The sequence below is a fragment of the Williamsia sp. SKLECPSW1 genome, from assembly GCF_054332755.1.
The window spans coordinates 2,659,841-2,675,107 of the sequence record NZ_JBTGLI010000001.1 but is presented as its reverse complement, the minus strand read 5'-3'; the positions used below and the strand labels follow the sequence as shown (position 1 = coordinate 2,675,107).

14 protein-coding genes are annotated in these 15,267 nt (G+C 70.3%); 7 read left to right on the top strand and 7 right to left on the bottom strand.

The genetic code is table 11. The features are described from left to right. Positions 1-102 precede the first annotated feature (102 nt). The gene (locus ACXVUM_RS12565) at positions 103-2,553 is read left to right on the top strand and encodes a cytochrome P450 (RefSeq protein WP_458522111.1); all 2,451 of its coding nucleotides are present in this window, start codon (positions 103-105) and stop codon (positions 2,551-2,553) included. A gap of 9 nt (positions 2,554-2,562) precedes the next feature. On the opposite strand, the gene ACXVUM_RS12560 is transcribed toward ACXVUM_RS12565, so the two are convergent. From ACXVUM_RS12560 to ACXVUM_RS12550, 3 genes are all read right to left on the bottom strand, one after another. Continuing rightward, entirely contained in the window at positions 2,563-3,120 is a 558-nt protein-coding gene (locus ACXVUM_RS12560; protein WP_458522110.1) for a TetR family transcriptional regulator, read from the bottom strand. 139 nt (positions 3,121-3,259) lie between these two features. Continuing rightward, positions 3,260-4,081, bottom strand: a complete 822-nt coding sequence (locus tag ACXVUM_RS12555; protein ID WP_458522109.1) for an N-acyl homoserine lactonase family protein — start codon at positions 4,079-4,081, stop codon at positions 3,260-3,262. A 67-nt stretch (positions 4,082-4,148) separates the two neighbouring features. Then, positions 4,149-4,892 (bottom strand): SDR family oxidoreductase, encoded by a 744-nt coding sequence (locus ACXVUM_RS12550; protein ID WP_458522108.1) that lies wholly within the window; start codon positions 4,890-4,892, stop codon positions 4,149-4,151. Between the two features lie 186 nt (positions 4,893-5,078). Here ACXVUM_RS12550 and ACXVUM_RS12545 point away from each other — a divergent pair, with 186 nt between their 5' ends. Both ACXVUM_RS12545 and ACXVUM_RS12540 read left to right on the top strand, forming a co-directional pair. Further along, entirely contained in the window at positions 5,079-5,753 is a 675-nt protein-coding gene (locus ACXVUM_RS12545; protein ID WP_458522107.1) for a TetR/AcrR family transcriptional regulator, read from the top strand. A 105-nt stretch (positions 5,754-5,858) separates the two neighbouring features. Further along, positions 5,859-7,007 carry a citrate synthase 2 gene (locus ACXVUM_RS12540; RefSeq protein WP_458522106.1) on the top strand — a complete coding sequence of 383 codons (1,149 nt, stop codon included), beginning with the start codon at positions 5,859-5,861 and terminating at the stop codon, positions 7,005-7,007. 16 nt (positions 7,008-7,023) lie between these two features. Here the strand turns inward: ACXVUM_RS12540 and ACXVUM_RS12535 are convergent, their stop codons facing one another. From ACXVUM_RS12535 to ACXVUM_RS12525, 3 genes are read right to left on the bottom strand one after another with little or no spacing between them, the layout of a single operon-like run. Beyond that, complete coding sequence (locus tag ACXVUM_RS12535) at positions 7,024-8,613, bottom strand: hypothetical protein (protein ID WP_458522105.1); 1,590 nt, start codon at positions 8,611-8,613, stop codon at positions 7,024-7,026. Beyond that, positions 8,610-9,530, bottom strand: coding sequence for an ABC transporter ATP-binding protein (locus ACXVUM_RS12530; RefSeq protein ID WP_458522104.1), 921 nt, complete (start codon positions 9,528-9,530; stop codon positions 8,610-8,612). Before ACXVUM_RS12530 ends, ACXVUM_RS12535 begins: the two co-directional genes overlap by 4 nt. Beyond that, positions 9,527-10,177, bottom strand: a complete 651-nt coding sequence (locus tag ACXVUM_RS12525) for a TetR family transcriptional regulator (RefSeq protein WP_458522103.1) — start codon at positions 10,175-10,177, stop codon at positions 9,527-9,529. The genes ACXVUM_RS12530 and ACXVUM_RS12525 overlap by 4 nt, the downstream gene beginning before the upstream one ends. A gap of 72 nt (positions 10,178-10,249) precedes the next feature. On the opposite strand from ACXVUM_RS12525, the gene serC reads away from it, so the two are divergent. The 3 genes from serC to ACXVUM_RS12510 all read left to right on the top strand — a co-directional run bounded on the left by serC (position 10,250) and on the right by ACXVUM_RS12510 (position 13,347). Continuing rightward, positions 10,250-11,395: a phosphoserine transaminase gene (gene serC, locus ACXVUM_RS12520; RefSeq protein WP_458522102.1), complete on the top strand. Its 1,146-nt coding sequence runs from the start codon at positions 10,250-10,252 to the stop codon at positions 11,393-11,395. Between the two features lie 123 nt (positions 11,396-11,518). Beyond that, on the top strand, positions 11,519-12,532 hold the full coding sequence (sepH, locus tag ACXVUM_RS12515) for a septation protein SepH (protein WP_458522101.1): 1,014 nt from the start codon (positions 11,519-11,521) through the stop codon (positions 12,530-12,532). Between the two features lie 20 nt (positions 12,533-12,552). Next, on the top strand, positions 12,553-13,347 hold the full coding sequence (locus ACXVUM_RS12510; RefSeq protein ID WP_458522100.1) for a DUF6928 family protein: 795 nt from the start codon (positions 12,553-12,555) through the stop codon (positions 13,345-13,347). A 162-nt stretch (positions 13,348-13,509) separates the two neighbouring features. Here the strand turns inward: ACXVUM_RS12510 and ACXVUM_RS12505 are convergent, their stop codons facing one another. After that, positions 13,510-13,785: a DUF2537 domain-containing protein gene (locus ACXVUM_RS12505; protein WP_458522099.1), complete on the bottom strand. Its 276-nt coding sequence runs from the start codon at positions 13,783-13,785 to the stop codon at positions 13,510-13,512. A 66-nt stretch (positions 13,786-13,851) separates the two neighbouring features. On the opposite strand from ACXVUM_RS12505, the gene ACXVUM_RS12500 reads away from it, so the two are divergent. Continuing rightward, entirely contained in the window at positions 13,852-15,267 is a 1,416-nt protein-coding gene (locus ACXVUM_RS12500) for a phytoene desaturase family protein (RefSeq protein ID WP_458522098.1), read from the top strand.

The following is a 15,267-nucleotide window of genomic DNA, read 5'->3' as shown; positions in this document are numbered from 1 at the left end:
AACCTGCCCACTCGCACGCCTGCGACAAAACAGCGACTATTGTCATCAGGGATGACATCTGCTTCACTGTTGTCACGACGACGAGTGAAGGCGGTCACAGGCATGCGCGTTCTCGACCAGGTCCGGAACAAGGCCCAGGCGACGATCCCGATGGAACGCCAGATCCAGGCCCTGCATCTGGCACAGCGGGCGAAGAAGATGGTCGTGGGCGACGGACAGCCACACTTCACCGAGGCCGAGATCCCGGACGTGGCCGACCTCGACCTCACCCAGATCGACGTCAGCAACCCGTTCCTGTGGCGCCAGCAACAGTGGCAGCCCTACTTCGCGCGTCTGCGTGACGAGGCGCCCGTGCATTACCAGTCGACCAGCGCGTTCGGCCCGTTCTGGTCACTCACCCGGTACGAGGACATCGTCCAGGTCGACAAGGACTTCGAGACGTACTCCGCCGAGCCGCAGATCATCCTCGGTGCACCGCCCGAGGGACTCGACATCGAGATGTTCATCGCGATGGATCCCCCGCGTCACGATCAGCAACGCGGGGCAGTGCAGGGCGTCGTCGCGCCGCAGAATCTCGAGGAGATGGAGGGGTTGATCCGCACGCGGGTGCAGGAGGTCCTCGACGAGCTGCCAGTGGGCGAACCCTTCGACTGGGTCGACCGGGTCAGCATCGAGTTGACCTCGCGCATGCTCGCGACGCTGTTGGACTTCCCGTACGAGGAGCGTCGCAAGCTCGTCGAGTGGACCGACCTCGTCGCCGCCAGCGCGTCGGCCACCGGCGGATCCACCGACACCGACGCTGCGTACCGGGCGGCCGCCGAGGCCGCGCGGAGCTTCAGCGCCCTGTGGCACGACAAGGCCGCCCGCCTCGAGGCCGGCGAGAAGCCGGGCTACGACCTCATCACGCTGATGCAGATGTCCGAGGACACCAAGGACCTGATCGATCGTCCGATGGAGTTCCTCGGCAACATCGTCCTGCTCGTCATCGGCGGCAACGACACCACCCGCAACTCGATGACCGGTGGACTGTTGGCACTCAACCAGTTCCCCGAGCAGTTCGACCGTCTCCGGGAGGACCCGGGGCTCGTGCCGAAGATGGTCCACGAGATCCTGCGCTGGCAGACGCCGCTCGCCTACATGCGTCGGATCGCCACACGCGACACCGTCCTCAACGGCCAGTTCATCCGCAAGGGCGACAAGGTCGTCATGTGGTACGCGTCGGCGAACCGGGACGAGCGGACGTTCGCCGATCCCGACGCCTTCATCATCGACCGACGAAATGCCCGCCACCACCTGGCATTCGGCATCGGCACGCACCGCTGCATGGGCAGCCGTCTGGCCGAGCTGCAACTGCGGATCCTGTGGGAGGAGCTGCTCGCCCGCTTCGACGACATCGAGGTCCTCGCCGAACCCGAACGCGTGCAGTCGAACTTCGTCCGCGGCTACCGATCGATGATGGTGACGCTCACCCCGAAGGGCGGTGAGCGGCGGGAGCACGGCACCTACCGTGCGGAGCACCGGGAACGCCGTCTGCGCGAGGCCGCCGAGCCCACCCCGGCACCCCGCACCCCGGCCGCAGCGACACCGTCCCGCGGACGACGCACGCCGAACACGGTGCTCGACCTCCAGGTGTCGGGAAGGCGTGACGCCGCGGAGGGCGTCGTGGAACTCACCCTGACCGACCCGGCGGGCGCTCCGTTGCCCGCGTGGGAACCCGGGGCGCACGCCGAACTCCTTCTGCGCCCGGGGCTGACGAGGCACTACTCACTGTGCGGCGACCCCACCGAACGGTCGTCATGGACGGTCGCGGTGCTGCGCGAACCGGATGGCCGTGGTGGTTCGGCGTTCGTCCACGACGAGCTGTCCGAGGGATCCACCGTTCAGGTGACGGGACCCCGCAACCACTTCGCGCTCGTCTCGTCGCCGCGATACCTGTTCATCGCCGGTGGCATCGGCATCACACCCATCCGCACGATGATCGCCGCGGCACAAGCGGCGGGTGCCGAGTGGAACCTGTTGTACTGCGGCCGATCCCGATCGACGATGGCGTACCTGGACCAGTTCGAGAGCGACGACCGCGTCACGATCTGGGCGCGCGACGAGCGCGACGGGAGGCTCGATCTGGACGCGGTCCTCGGCGCACCCCGACCCGACACCCTCGTCTACTGCTGTGGACCCGCAGCTCTCCTCGACGCCGTCGAGGAGAGGTGCGAGGCGTGGCCGGACGGCAGTCTGCACCTCGAGCGATTCGTGGCGCGGACGGTCGACGCCCCTGCGGGCGCACTGGACTCCTTCGAGGTCGAGTGCGCCGAATCGGGTGTGACCGTCACCGTCCCCGAGGGCACGTCGATGTTCGAGGCGGTCGAGGAGGCCGGTGTCGACGTCATGGGGTCGTGCATGGAGGGCATCTGCGGCACCTGTCAGGCCGAAGTCCTCGACGGGACGCCGGATCATCGCGATTCGGTGCTGACGCGGGCCGAACGGGACCGCGGCGACTCGGTGATGCTCTGCGTGTCGCGGTCGCTGTCGCAGAAGCTGGTCCTCGACCTGTAGCGGGCGCGCTCAGTCGAATCCGCGGATCACCCGCGCGATCCGACCGACCGCCTCGTCCACGTCGACCGTCGGTTGCAGGAGATGGCTCATCGTGAGCCGCACCACGGTGTCGACCAGAGCGGCGGACACCGTGTCGCCGAGGAGCGATTCGAGGGCTCCCGTCGCCTGACCCAACACGGCGTCGGGGTTGACGGTGAGCAGTGCGAGAAGGCCCGAGTCGTGGCCCGGACGGAGGACCGCCGCGAGTGCGGCATTCGACCGGCCGTGCTCGAGGACGTTGCGCACGGCGGCGGAGACGCCGCTCACGAAATCGTCGGGGTGCGCGGCCAGCCCGGTCTGCACATGCTCCAGGAAACGGTCGACCTCTCGGTGCACCACGGCGCTGCCCAGATCCGTCTTGGTGCCGAGCTCCTTGTACAAACTCTGCCGGGGAACACCGGACCGCTTGGCGACCAGGGTCATGCTCAGGCCGTCCCACCCCTGCTCGGTGATGATCTCGACCGCGGCGTCGAGCACCCGTTCCAGACGCAGCGCCCGCACCTCGGCGTGGAAGTCAGCTGCGGTCACGAGGAGAGCCTAGGTCAGTCGCAGCGGAAGATCGTGCAGCTGCCCGTCACCGATGGCTGAGGGTGAGCCGCACGCCCACCGCCACCAGGACCGTGCCCGTCGCCTGCCAGGCGTGTGGCATGTGGATGACCACCGAGCATCAGGATCCGTCGTCGGGGACCGTGAACACCAAGTCCTCGAGTCGACGGCTCGCGTCCGGATCGTGGGCGAAAACGGTGATTGTGTCGCCGCGGCGGCACAACTCCCGCATGCGCCGTGTCGACTCTCTGTGGGCGTGTGCGTCGCGCGCGACCCCGTCCAGTTCGCCGCGCAGCATCGAGCTCTCCGAGTAGGACGCATCGCCTGCGATGAGCACACGATGGTCGTCCATCGTCACGATCACCGACTGATGTCCGGGGGTGTGCCCGGGAGTCGGGACGATCTGTACCGCGCCGTCCCTCGTCAGCGCGGAGCTCTGGTCGAACGACTCGAACGGCGTGGCGTCGTGGTCGACGACGGCCGGCTCGAACCAGTCGGGGTAGTGCATGTTCAGGTAGCCGAAGAGAGGGCCCCCCTTCGCCAGGGCGTCGTGTGCCTCGGTGCCGCTGAGAAGGATCTCGCTGTGCGGGAAGTTCGGTATGCCGCCGGCGTGATCACCGTGCATGTGCGTCATGACCACCCACCGCACGTCATCGGGGCTGAAACCGAGGTGCCGGAGCTGCGCCCCCACCTCCTCGTGTTCCTGCACCCAGCGCTTCTCGCAGTTCTGGCAGAAGTAGCTGTAGCAGGGCTGATATCCCGGGTCGTTGGCGTGACTGCTCTCGCCGGTGTCGACCATGATCAGGCCCTCGGGGTGCTCGACGAGGTAGCAGTTGATCGGGAGACGGGGACTCCAGTCCTCGTCGGTCAACACATCCAGTTCCCTCGCCGCGGAATCGGTCTCCGCGGGGTCGGGGTGCTGGTGCCGCGACTTGATCTGCACGTCGCCGGTTCGTATGACATGGATTTTCATGCGAATTCGCTCCGCTCTTCCTGGTTCGACGTCGCGGTCACACGCCCACGCCGAGTCCGCCCCCGACGAGGATGTGCTGGCCGGTCGTGTACGAACTCTCCGGGCCCGCGAGGAATGCCACCGTCTGCGCGATCTCGCGCGCCTCGGCGAGGCGATCGAACGGGACCTGTTCGGCCGCCTGCCTCTTCGCCGCTGCCCCGGCCTCCTCGGACCCGGCGACCTTGGCCCAGATCGGCGTGTCCACGAACCCCGGGCTCACGCCGTTCACCCGTATGCGGCGCGGCGCGAGTTCCATCGCCAGGGTCGTCACCATCGCCAACAATGCGCCGCGGCTGGCGGCCAGCAGGACATGACCCGGCATCGCATGGGTGACCGCGACGCCGATGGTGAAGATGATCGCGCCACCGTCGGAGATCAGCGGCAACACCGCCTGCAGGGTGAAGAACTGCCCTTTGGTGTTCACCGCGAAAGCGTCGTCGTAGGACTTCTCGTCGAAACTCTCGATCGGTCCGGTCGTGCCCGTCCCCGCGTTGAGGAAGACGGCGTCGAGTGAGCCGGACACCTCCCGGACACGGTCGGCGACGCGCGTGGCCTCGGACAGTGATCGCAGATCCGCCTGGAGGAGAACGACATCCACCGGCAGTCGGTCTCGCGCCGAGGCCACCGAGGCGGCGGTGGAGCCCGTCGCGATCACCTGGTGACCCATCTCGCTGAACAGCGACGCGGCCGCCAGGCCTATCCCGCTCGTCCCCCCGGTGATCAGCACCGTGCGCTTCGTCATGAGCAGTTCCTCCCTCGTGCTGTGACAGGACCGCCGGGAGACCAGGTGACGTCGTCATCGCCTCGGGGCCCTCGTGGACACCTCGACGTTATCACAACTAATTGTTGCATTAGTGCGTCCTCGATCGGGTTGATCCGCGGTGCGTCGAGCCCATCCGACAACGCCGCGGTCGGTAGGGTCCGGGCTGTGGCATCGGATCCCGAGTCGGCGTCGGAGATCGACCACGAGACGCTTTCCACCACTGGCCGACGCGCGGCGCCGGGAACGGTCCGCCGCGGTGGACGGACCGCGGTGGTGCAGCAGAAGGTGTTCGACGCGACGCTGACGACCGTCGCCCGCGTCGGGTACGCGGCACTGTCGATCGATGGCGTGGCCGAGGCCGCGAAGGTGAACAAGACGACGATCTATCGGCGCTGGCGGACCAAGGACGCCTTGATCGCTGCCGCGATCTCCGAGCTGCTCGAGACCACCTATCCGGTTCCCGACTCCGGTTCACTGGACGACGACGTCCGCAGCTTCAGCCGGGGTGTCGTCGACCTGCTGCTCGCGCGCTCACCGCAGCTCCGCGGTGCGGTGCGCGCGTTGTTCTCCGATTCCGCGCGCGACACACCACTCGGCACCCTCAAACGAGAGTTCTTCCAGCGCCGGTACGAGAGGGCTGCAGCGATGGTGGAGGCGGCGAAGAGTCGAGGCGAATTGCCCCCCGACACCGACGCGCAACGGGTGATCGCGCTGGCCGCCGCGCCCATCTACAACCGCTTCCTCGTCACCGGCGAACCGATCGACGAGGCGTTCGCCGACGACACCGCGGCCGACGCGCTGATCGCCGCGCGAGCGGGGGGGTGCCGACTGCGGACGTGAGATCGGCGGTCGAGCCGATCGACCCGGGATCCGACCGTGTGGGTGGTCACCCGGGCGGATTACAGTCCTGGTGACAGCGTCAGATCTCCCGGAGGAGTCGCCACCATGGCAGGTACCGCAGAGACGCCGACCAGGTCAGCGGGTGTCCCCGAGGACTTCGTCCCGGGGTTGGAGGGCGTCACCGCCTTCACCACCGAGATCGCCGAACCGGACAAGGCCGGGGGCAACCTGCGCTACCGCGGAGTCGACATCGAGGACCTCGTCGAGAACCGTGTCACCTTCTCCGACGTCTGGGCGCTGCTGGTCGACGGTCGCTTCGGAGACGGCCTCCCACCGGCCGAGCCGTTCCCGCTGCCCGTGCACACCGGCGATGTCCGCGTCGACGTGCAGGCCGCGTTGGCCATGCTCGCCCCGATCTGGGGCTACCGGCCACTGCTCGACATCGACGACGCGACCGCCCGCGACAACCTCGCCCGCGCGTCGGTGATGGCACTGTCCTACGTCGCGCAGTCGGCGCGCGGCATCCACCAGCCCGCGGTGCCGCAGAAGGAGATCGACGGCTGCGACACCGTCACCGCCCGCTTCATGACGCGATGGAAGGGCGACCCCGACCCGAAACACATCCGCGCGATCGACGCCTACTGGGTGAGCGCTGCCGAACACGGCCTGAACGCCTCCACCTTCACCGCCCGCGTGATCGCCTCCACCGGTGCCGACGTCGCCGCGTCCCTCTCGGGTGCGATCGGTGCCATGTCGGGACCGCTGCACGGCGGCGCGCCCGCGCGTGTGCTGCCGATGATCGAGGAGGTCGAGCGGTCGGGTGACGCACGCGGCCTGGTCAAAGGTGTCCTCGACCGCAAGGAGAAGCTCATGGGCTTCGGTCACCGGGTGTACCGGGCCGAGGACCCCCGCGCGCGTGTCCTGCGGCGCACCGCCCAGGAGCTCGACGTCCCGCGCTTCGAGGTCGCCTCGGCCCTCGAGCAGGCCGCGCTGACCGAGCTGCGTGAACGCCGCCCCGATCGCGCGATCGAGACGAACGTCGAGTTCTGGGCCGCAGTCATCCTCGACTTCGCCGGGGTGCCGCCGCACATGATGCCCGCCATGTTCACCTGCGGTCGCACGGCAGGCTGGTGCGCCCACATCCTGGAGCAGAAGCGGTTGGCCAAGCTGGTACGGCCGGCGGCGCTGTACGTCGGCCCCGCCCCGCGACGGCCCGAGGACGTCGCCGGCTGGGAGACCGTCGCCCAGCACTGAGCCCGCCGGCGGCGGGTCAGGCGAGATCGCGGCGACGCACCGCGACGACGCCGATCGCGACGAACAGGATCCCGACGGCGAGACAGACCGCCACGGGCACACCGGGAGCCGGTGCGCCCACCGCCGGCGCCAGATGGGTGTGCGGGACGACATCGCGCAGCCACCCGGGCGCCCCGAGGAGCGGCCCGAGCGGTCCGAGCAGCAGGTCGGCGACCACCGCGACCCACGCGACCACGACGAGCCGCGGTCCGAATCCGTACGCGGCGAGCGCCACCGAGGCGACCACCCACGAGGCGGGCACGCCCACCAGGGCGGCCCCGATCATGGCCGGCGTGGACGGGCCGGCCGACGCGCCGGTGAGCGCCCGACCCAGACCCATCCCGCAGGCCGCGAGCACGGGGACCGCCACCGTCGCCGCGACGACGAGACCCGTTGCCGCCAGGAGTCTCCGGGTGGGCGAGACCGCCGTCGCGAGGAGGACCTCACCGCGTCCCGCCGCGTCGTCACCGCGTAGTGCCACCACCACCGCGACACCGGCGGCAGCGGCCACCACACCGACGATCGCGAGCACGGTGTTCGCGAACGCATCGGTGAGATCAGCTCTGCGGCCGAGCTTCTCGACGAGATCCCCCGTACCGCCGGACCCGACGACCGAGTCGACCGAGGAGAGCAGCAGACCGACCAGCACGCAGTAGGCGAACGATCCCCCGAGCCACGGCCGCAGCGACGGCCCGACGGTCACCACGGTCACCGTCGACAGACGCATCGGGACACGGGCACGAACCGGACCGGGTCGTGGACGGAGCAGTCCCGCACCGAGATCCCGGCGCCGCGCGATCGTCGTCGCGACGCCGACCCCGACGACCAGGAGAGCGACGCAGGCGCCGAACCCGACGGGTGAGAACCCGTCGAGCGGGTCGATCCGCTGCACCCATCCCAGGGGCGACACCCACGCCAACCACGACCACCCGTCGGCGGCGTCGGCGACGCCGCGGACCAGGTAGGCCACGACCAGGACCCCCGAGGAGGTCGCGAGCGCGGTCCGGGAGGTGGTGACCGCCTGGTCGGCGACGACGGCCACCCCGATCCCCGTCGCCACGGCGGCGATGACCTGGGCGCCGACACCGAGCGCGGCCACCGTGGGCACCCCGATCGCGACGGCGACGGCGACCACGAGCGCCGAGGTGAGCAGCCCCCACACCGCCGCGATCACCACCGCGGAGACGACGGGGGCGATGGGGTCGACGGCGGCCGATCGCAGCAGTTCCATCCGCCCGGTGGCCTCGGCGCCGCGCAGGTTCCGGGTGACCGTCGCCGCGGCCAGGACGGCGACGACCAGCAGCGCCGGCAGACCCACCCGCCACACCGACAGCACCCCGATGCCCGAGACGTCGGACAGGGGCCCGAGCAACACGCGGAACACCGGGTTCGCCGCCGCACCGGCGGCGAGGTCGAGTCGCGACGCCCGATCGGGATAGAGCGGGACGAGCGCGGCGGCCGTCGTCGCCAGCAGCACCGGAATCACCAGGACACCGACACCGCCGGTGACGCGCTCGGTCCGGCCGGCCAGGGCAACGAGCCCACCGACACCCGCGGGCGCGGTCACGGTGACTTCCCCGGCGCGGTGTCGCCGTAGTAGCGGAGGAACAGTTCTTCCAGCGAGGGTGGCGTGATCGTCAGATCGGTCACGCCGAGGGTCGCCAGGTCCGCGACGACCGACGTGATGTGCGACCGGTCGGCGAGGAAGGTGATCCGCCGGCGACCGTCGGCACCGTCGGTGACCGTCACGTCGTCGACGCCCGCCGCGGATGGTGTTCCGGTGCCGTCGATCTCGGCCGACACCCGAACACGCGTCATCCGCCGGAGCCTGCTCAGCGGACCGGACTCGACGGTGGCGCCGTCGCGCACGATCGTCACCGAGTCGCAGAGTTTCTCCACCTCGCTGAGGATGTGGCTGGACAGCAGAACCGACGACCCCTCGTCGACGGCCTCGCGCACGCAGTCTGCGAAGACCGTCTCCATCACCGGGTCGAGGCCGGCGGTCGGCTCGTCGAGGACGAGCAGGTCGACCAGCGCGGCGAACGCCGCCACCAGGACGACCTTCTGCCGGTTGCCTTTCGAGTACGTCGACACCCGCCGGGAGGGATCCAGCCGGAACCGGTCGATCAGCTCCGTGCGACGCGCGTCGTCGACCGTGACGCCGCGCATCCCGAGGAGCAGGTCGATGCACTCCCCACCGGTGAGCCGGGGCCACAGCGCGACGTCACCCGGTACGTATGCGAGTCGCCGGTGGACGGCGACCGCGTCGCGCACCGGGTCGGCACCGAGGACCCGCACGGTGCCCGCGTCGGGGTGGACCAGACCCAGCAGAACGCGGATGGTCGTCGACTTGCCTGCGCCGTTGGGTCCGAGGAACCCGGCCACCTCCCCGCGGCCGACGCGCAACGAGAGGCCGTCGAGCGCGCGGGTGCGGCCGAACGACTTCACCAGGCCGTCGACCTCGACGACGGCGTCGGCGCTCACGCCTGTCCCCCCGTCGTCCGAGAGATCACGGCGTCGAACGCGGCGGTGTCGGTGAACAGCCCGTGGGTCGCGTACTCGGTCGCGGGGACGAGCATCCGATCGGCATGTGCGGCGACCACCGCGGCGCCGTCGGTGGGATCGTCCGGCGGGTCCATCACCAGGTCCATCGACAGCACGCCCACCGACATCGCCACCACGAACCGGGCGCGCGCGGCCTCGTCGACCGACGGCCGCACCGTGCCGGCGGCCACGGCTGCCCGCATCGACTGCTCGGTGTCGGCGACGAGGCGCTGGAGGAACGACCGGGCGACCTCACCGCCCTCGGCGAGGACCCGTGTCAGGTAGCCGAGCACAGGCCCCTCCTCGGCCAGTCGACCCAGGGCCGCCCCGATCGCGTCGGCCACCCGCTCCTCGTCCCCGAGCAGCGCGTCGGCGCGCTCGCGCCCGTGTGCGAGGACGTGGTCGTCGCACGCCGCGCGCAAGCCCGCCTTGCTGCCGAAGTGATGGATGACCAGGCCGGGACTGACGCCGGCCGTCGTCGCCACCGCCCGCACCGTGGCGCCGAAGCCGTCGCGGACGAAGACGGCGATCGCCGCATCGCGGATGCGTGCGCGGGCGGTGAGATCCACGTCGTCGACTGAACGCATGATCAACATGCTAAACGCATGTTCAGCGGAGTGGAAGTCGGGACCGACCGGCGTCCCACTACGATCGGGCCCATGAGCGACACCACGACGGCGCAGATCACCATCCCCGCCGATCTCCTGCCCGCCGACGGACGATTCGGGTGCGGGCCGTCGAAGGTCCGTCCCGAACAGTTGCAGTCCCTCGTCGACACCGGCGCCTCGATCTTCGGCACCAGCCATCGGCAGAAGCCGGTGAAGAACGTGGTCGGCCGCATCCGCGCCGGCCTCGCCGAACTGTTCTCGCTGCCCGAGGGTTACGAGGTCGTCCTGTCCAACGGCGGCACCACCGCCTTCTGGGATGCCGCCGCGCTCGGCCTGGTGGAGAAGAAGTCGCTGCACCTGACCTACGGCGAGTTCTCGTCGAAGTTCGCGACGGTGACGAAGAAGGCGCCCTTCCTCGACGACCCGACGGTGATCTCCACCGATCCGGGGACCGCTCCGAACCCGTCGGACATCACCGCCGAGCAGGCCGCCGACGTCGACCTGATCGGCTGGGCACACAACGAGACCTCGACAGGTGTCGCCGTGCCCGTCTCGCGACCCGCGAACGCCGGGGACGCACTCATCGCCATCGACGCCACCTCCGGTGCCGGCGGGCTGCCGGTGAACGTCGCCGACACCGACGCCTACTACTTCGCCCCGCAGAAGTGCTTCGCATCCGACGGGGGGATCTGGGTCGCACTGATGAGCCCGGCCGCGCTCGAGCGCGTCGCGCGCATCGGCGCCACCGACCGCTGGGTGCCGGAGTTCCTGTCGCTGCCGACCGCCGTCGACAACAGCGGCAAGGACCAGACCTACAACACCCCCGCCGTCGGATCGCTGCTGCTCTTCGCCGACCAGGTCGAGTGGATGCTCGCGCAGGGCGGGCTGGACTGGTGCGTGCAGCGCACCGCCGACAGCAGCTCACGCCTGTACGACTGGGCCGAGAAGAGCGAGTTCGCACGCCCGTTCGTGACCGAGAAGGCACTGCGCAGCCAGGTGGTCGGCACCGTCGACTTCGACGACTCCGTCGACGCCGCCGCGGTCGCGAAGACGTTGCGCGCCAACGGTGTCGTCGACACCGAGCCGTACCGCAAGCTCGGCCGGAACCAGCTGCGCGTCGGCATGTTCCCGGCGATCGATCCCGACGACGTCACCGCGCTCACCCACTGCATCGACCACGTCGTCGCCGCCCTCTGAGCGGTTCCGGCCGGTACATCGGACGATCCGCGGCGGGCACCCGACCTGCGTGTCGGTCTCGTCCGGGGTGGTCGCTGCACTAGAGTCGACAGAACCCGAACTCTTCTGTGGTGAGGAGGGCAGATGCGCGAACTGCGTGTCATCGGCGTCGACGCCGAGAGTGGTTCGGTGATCTGCCGCGACCCCGACTCGGGCGAGGAGTTCACCGTCCCGGCCGACGACCGGCTGCGCGCCGCCCTCCGAGGTGACATCTCCCGCATCGGTCAGATCGAGATCGAGATGGAGAGTGCGCTGCGGCCCCGGGAGATCCAGGCCCGCATCCGCGCCGGCGCGTCCGTCGCGCAGGTCGCCGCGGCGGCCGGTGTCTCGATCGACAAGATCGACCGGTTCGCCCATCCCGTCCTGCTCGAACGCGCGCGCGCCACCGAGATGGCGGCGTCGTCGCACCCCGTCCGGATCGACGGCCCCGCACTGTCGACGCTCGGCGAGGTCGTCGCGGCCGCGCTCGGCGCCCGTGGCCACGACCCCGACGACACCGACTGGGATGCCTGGAAAGGTGACGACAACCGCTGGGTCGTCCAGGTCGCGTGGCGTATCGGCCGATCGCAGAACCGGGCCCACTGGCGATTCCTGCCCGGCTCCAGCGGGGGCATCACCGAGCCCCTCGACGAGATGGCCGACGAACTCACCGACGCCGATCTCACGCGGCCGCTCAGCGGAGCCGGATCCGTCGTCGCCCTGACCACGCCGCCCGCCCGCCCCGCCGGACGCCCCACCCCGGTCCCGGCCGAGGTGACCCTCGCCGCCGACGACCTCATCCACGCGCAGCGATCACGCTCACGACACACCGATGTCGAGCCGGAAATTCACGATCCGGAGCCCGAGACAGCCAGCGCCGCAACCGATCCCGCGCCGATTCGCCGCAGCGAGACCATCGAGGACCTCGAGGCCGGTGACGACTTCGACCCCGATGACATCCCGACGCGGCGTGCACCGCTCGCCGAGGAGCCCACTCCCCCAGCCGAAGAGGACCCGGCGCCCCAGCCCGCACGCAAGCCACGGAAGGGCTCGCGCAAGCCGTCGGTACCCGCGTGGGAAGATGTCCTCCTGGGAGTGCGCAGCAACGGTAGTCAGTAGATCCGACCGGAAGGGCTGGTGTGGCAGCGAACGCGGGGATGCTCTGGTTCGTCGACAGCGATGATCCGATCGCCGATCTACGCTTCGGCGTCCGCAACGATCCCGAATCCGCGGCGCAGCTCGCGCAGACCGTCGTCGGGGACTCCGTCCTGATCGCGCGGGGGGAGACCACCCTCGATCGCGCTGCCGCCGGTGCCGACGACGAGATCGCCGTCGGGGCGTTCGGACGTATCGCGGTGGTGACAGGTGGCCCCGTCGCGACCGACCACCCCTCGGAGCTTCCCGAGAGCATCCTGCGAGCGCGGCCCGCCCGGCTGATCCACCTCGTCGTCACGGACATCGAGCGCTCGTTCGGGGCGTTCGCGACCTGGGAAGAAGGCACGCTGCGACGGTCGTTCGCCTCGACCCCGGTGGACATCGCCGAGAACATCGGCCTGCCGTACATCTTCGAACGCGAGTTCTGGGCCGGTGAGCGGCCACTGCGCTACAGCGAGGGCGCCATGCCCGATCCGCAGGCGCTGCCGTTCCATCCGACGGAATTCGCCGACCACGCGTCGACCCTGTGGGTGGGGCTGCGTCTCACCCCGCCGTTCACCCCGGATGTGGTGTCACCGGAACAGATCCCGCTGTCACGCTTCGCCGTACGACCTCCCGGACATCAGCCGACCGCAGACGATCGCGACGCGTCGCAGCAGTTCCGGCCCGACACCGAGGCCCGCAGGCAGACGGCCGACGGCGAGGACGGATCGGGCCAGTCCGACGACGCATCCGCGCCCACCAAGGTGGCGCGCTGGTTCGGGTTCGGACGCAGCTGATCTGCCGCGTCGTCCTGGTGATCCGGGGCGGCGCCGGCGGAGGTCACCACCGGCACCGGCCCCGATCGCCGATGTCGTCACACCCCACGATCACCGCGACGACGTCGACAGCGCCATGAATTATACGTTGCTCCGGCTAATCATCGTCAACGGTGTACCTGCTCACTGTGCGGCCGCCAGTGCGGTCGCGATCACGAGCCCGGCCGCCAACCCGACGAGCGCGCCCGATCCGATCCATCGCAGGACGGGCCGTCGCCGCCACACCCAGGCCGACGGCGCGACACCTCCGCACACCACCACGACCGCGAGCACGCCGAGCAGCCGACCGGCTTCCGCGACCACGCTGTAGACGCCACCGACCACCCCGGCGACCACCACCGCGGTGACCGCGGACAGGGCCAGACCGGCCGCCCACGGGGTGGGTTCGACGCTGCTCACCGGCCCATTCTGGCTGCCGACCGAGACCACGGGGCGACGACGTGCCGGTCGACTACCGTCGAGTTCATGTCCAGTGCCGTCGTCGTCGGGTCCGGCCCGAACGGGTTGGCCGCCGCCGTCCACCTCGCACGGTCCGGTGTCTCGGTGACCGTCCTCGAGGCTGCCGACACGATCGGCGGTGGGACGCGCTCCGGTGAGATGACCCTGCCCGGGCTCGTCCACGACCACTGCTCGGGGTTCCATCCGCTGGCCGTGGGGTCGCCGTTTCTCGCCGGTCTCGACCTCGCCCGCCACGGCCTGCACTGGGATCACGCGCCGATCGACTGCGCGCACCCGCTCGACGACGGTTCGGCGGCGCTGATCCATCGCTCCGTCGACGCCACCGCGGCCGGTCTCGGCAGCGACGGCGGTCGGTGGCGCGGCCTCGTCGGCCCGCCCGCGGCCCGTTTCGACGACCTCGCCGCGGAGGTGATGCGGCCCATCGCGCACGTGCCGCGGCATCTCGTGGCGCTGGCGACCCTCGGACCGCGGGCACTCCCACCGGCGAGCGTGACCACCCGACTGTTCAGGACGCCGCAGGGACGGGCCGCGTTCGCCGGTACCGCCGCCCACGCCTACACCCGTCTCGACCGACCGCTGACCTCGGCGGTCGGGGTGATGCTCGCCGCCTCCGGACACCGTTTCGGCTGGCCTGTCGCCCGCGGCGGATCGTCGTCGATCTCCGACGCGCTCGAGTCGATGCTGACCGAACTCGGCGGGACGATCGAGACCGGGCGTCGGGTGCGATCGTCGGCCGAGCTCCCCCGCGCCGACGTCGTCCTGCTCGACACCTCGCCGCAGGTCGCCGTCGACATCTACGGCGACGCACTGCCCCGACGGATCCGACGAGCCTACGGACGCTTCCGGCGGGCGCCCGGCGCGTTCAAGGTCGACTACGCCGTCGAGGGTCCGGTGCCCTGGACGGCCGAGGGTGTGGCGTCGGCCGGGACCGTGCACGTCTGCGGCGACGCCGACGAGGTCGTCGAGGCCGAGCGTCTCGTCGCACAGGGGGTGATGCCGGCACGCCCGTTCGTCATCGTCGGGCAGCAGTACGTCGCCGACCCGTCGCGATCACGTGGGGATCTCAACCCGCTCTACGCGTACGCCCATGTGCCGCATGGATTCTCCGGTGACGCGACGGAGACGGTCACCGCGCAGATCGAGCGGTTCGCCCCGGGTTTCCGCGACCGCATCCGGGCGACGACCGTCACGACGACCGCCGAGTTCGCCTCGGGCAACCCCAATTACGCGGGCGGCGACGTCATCGGCGGGTCGAACGCCGGGTTGCAGGTGATCCTGCGGCCGCGGCCCGCGCTCGACCCGTACGCGACGGGTCTCGACGGCGTCTACCTGTGTTCGGCGTCGACGCCACCGGGGGCCGGTGCGCACGGCATGTGCGGCTACAACGCGGCCGAGTCGGCGCTGCGCCACCTCCGCCGCTGA

Excerpts from the sequence above, each read along its gene's own strand:
- ACXVUM_RS12565 (WP_458522111.1), top strand. The coding sequence starts at position 103 with ATGCGCGTTCTCGACCAGGTCCGGAACAAGGCCCAGGCGACGATCCCG.
- ACXVUM_RS12550 (WP_458522108.1), bottom strand. The coding sequence starts at position 4,892 with ATGACGAAGCGCACGGTGCTGATCACCGGGGGGACGAGCGGGATAGGC.
- ACXVUM_RS12540 (WP_458522106.1), top strand. The coding sequence starts at position 5,859 with ATGGCAGGTACCGCAGAGACGCCGACCAGGTCAGCGGGTGTCCCCGAG.
- ACXVUM_RS12525 (WP_458522103.1), bottom strand. The coding sequence starts at position 10,177 with ATGCGTTCAGTCGACGACGTGGATCTCACCGCCCGCGCACGCATCCGC.
- serC (WP_458522102.1), top strand. The coding sequence starts at position 10,250 with ATGAGCGACACCACGACGGCGCAGATCACCATCCCCGCCGATCTCCTG.
- sepH (WP_458522101.1), top strand. The coding sequence starts at position 11,519 with ATGCGCGAACTGCGTGTCATCGGCGTCGACGCCGAGAGTGGTTCGGTG.
- ACXVUM_RS12500 (WP_458522098.1), top strand. The coding sequence starts at position 13,852 with ATGTCCAGTGCCGTCGTCGTCGGGTCCGGCCCGAACGGGTTGGCCGCC.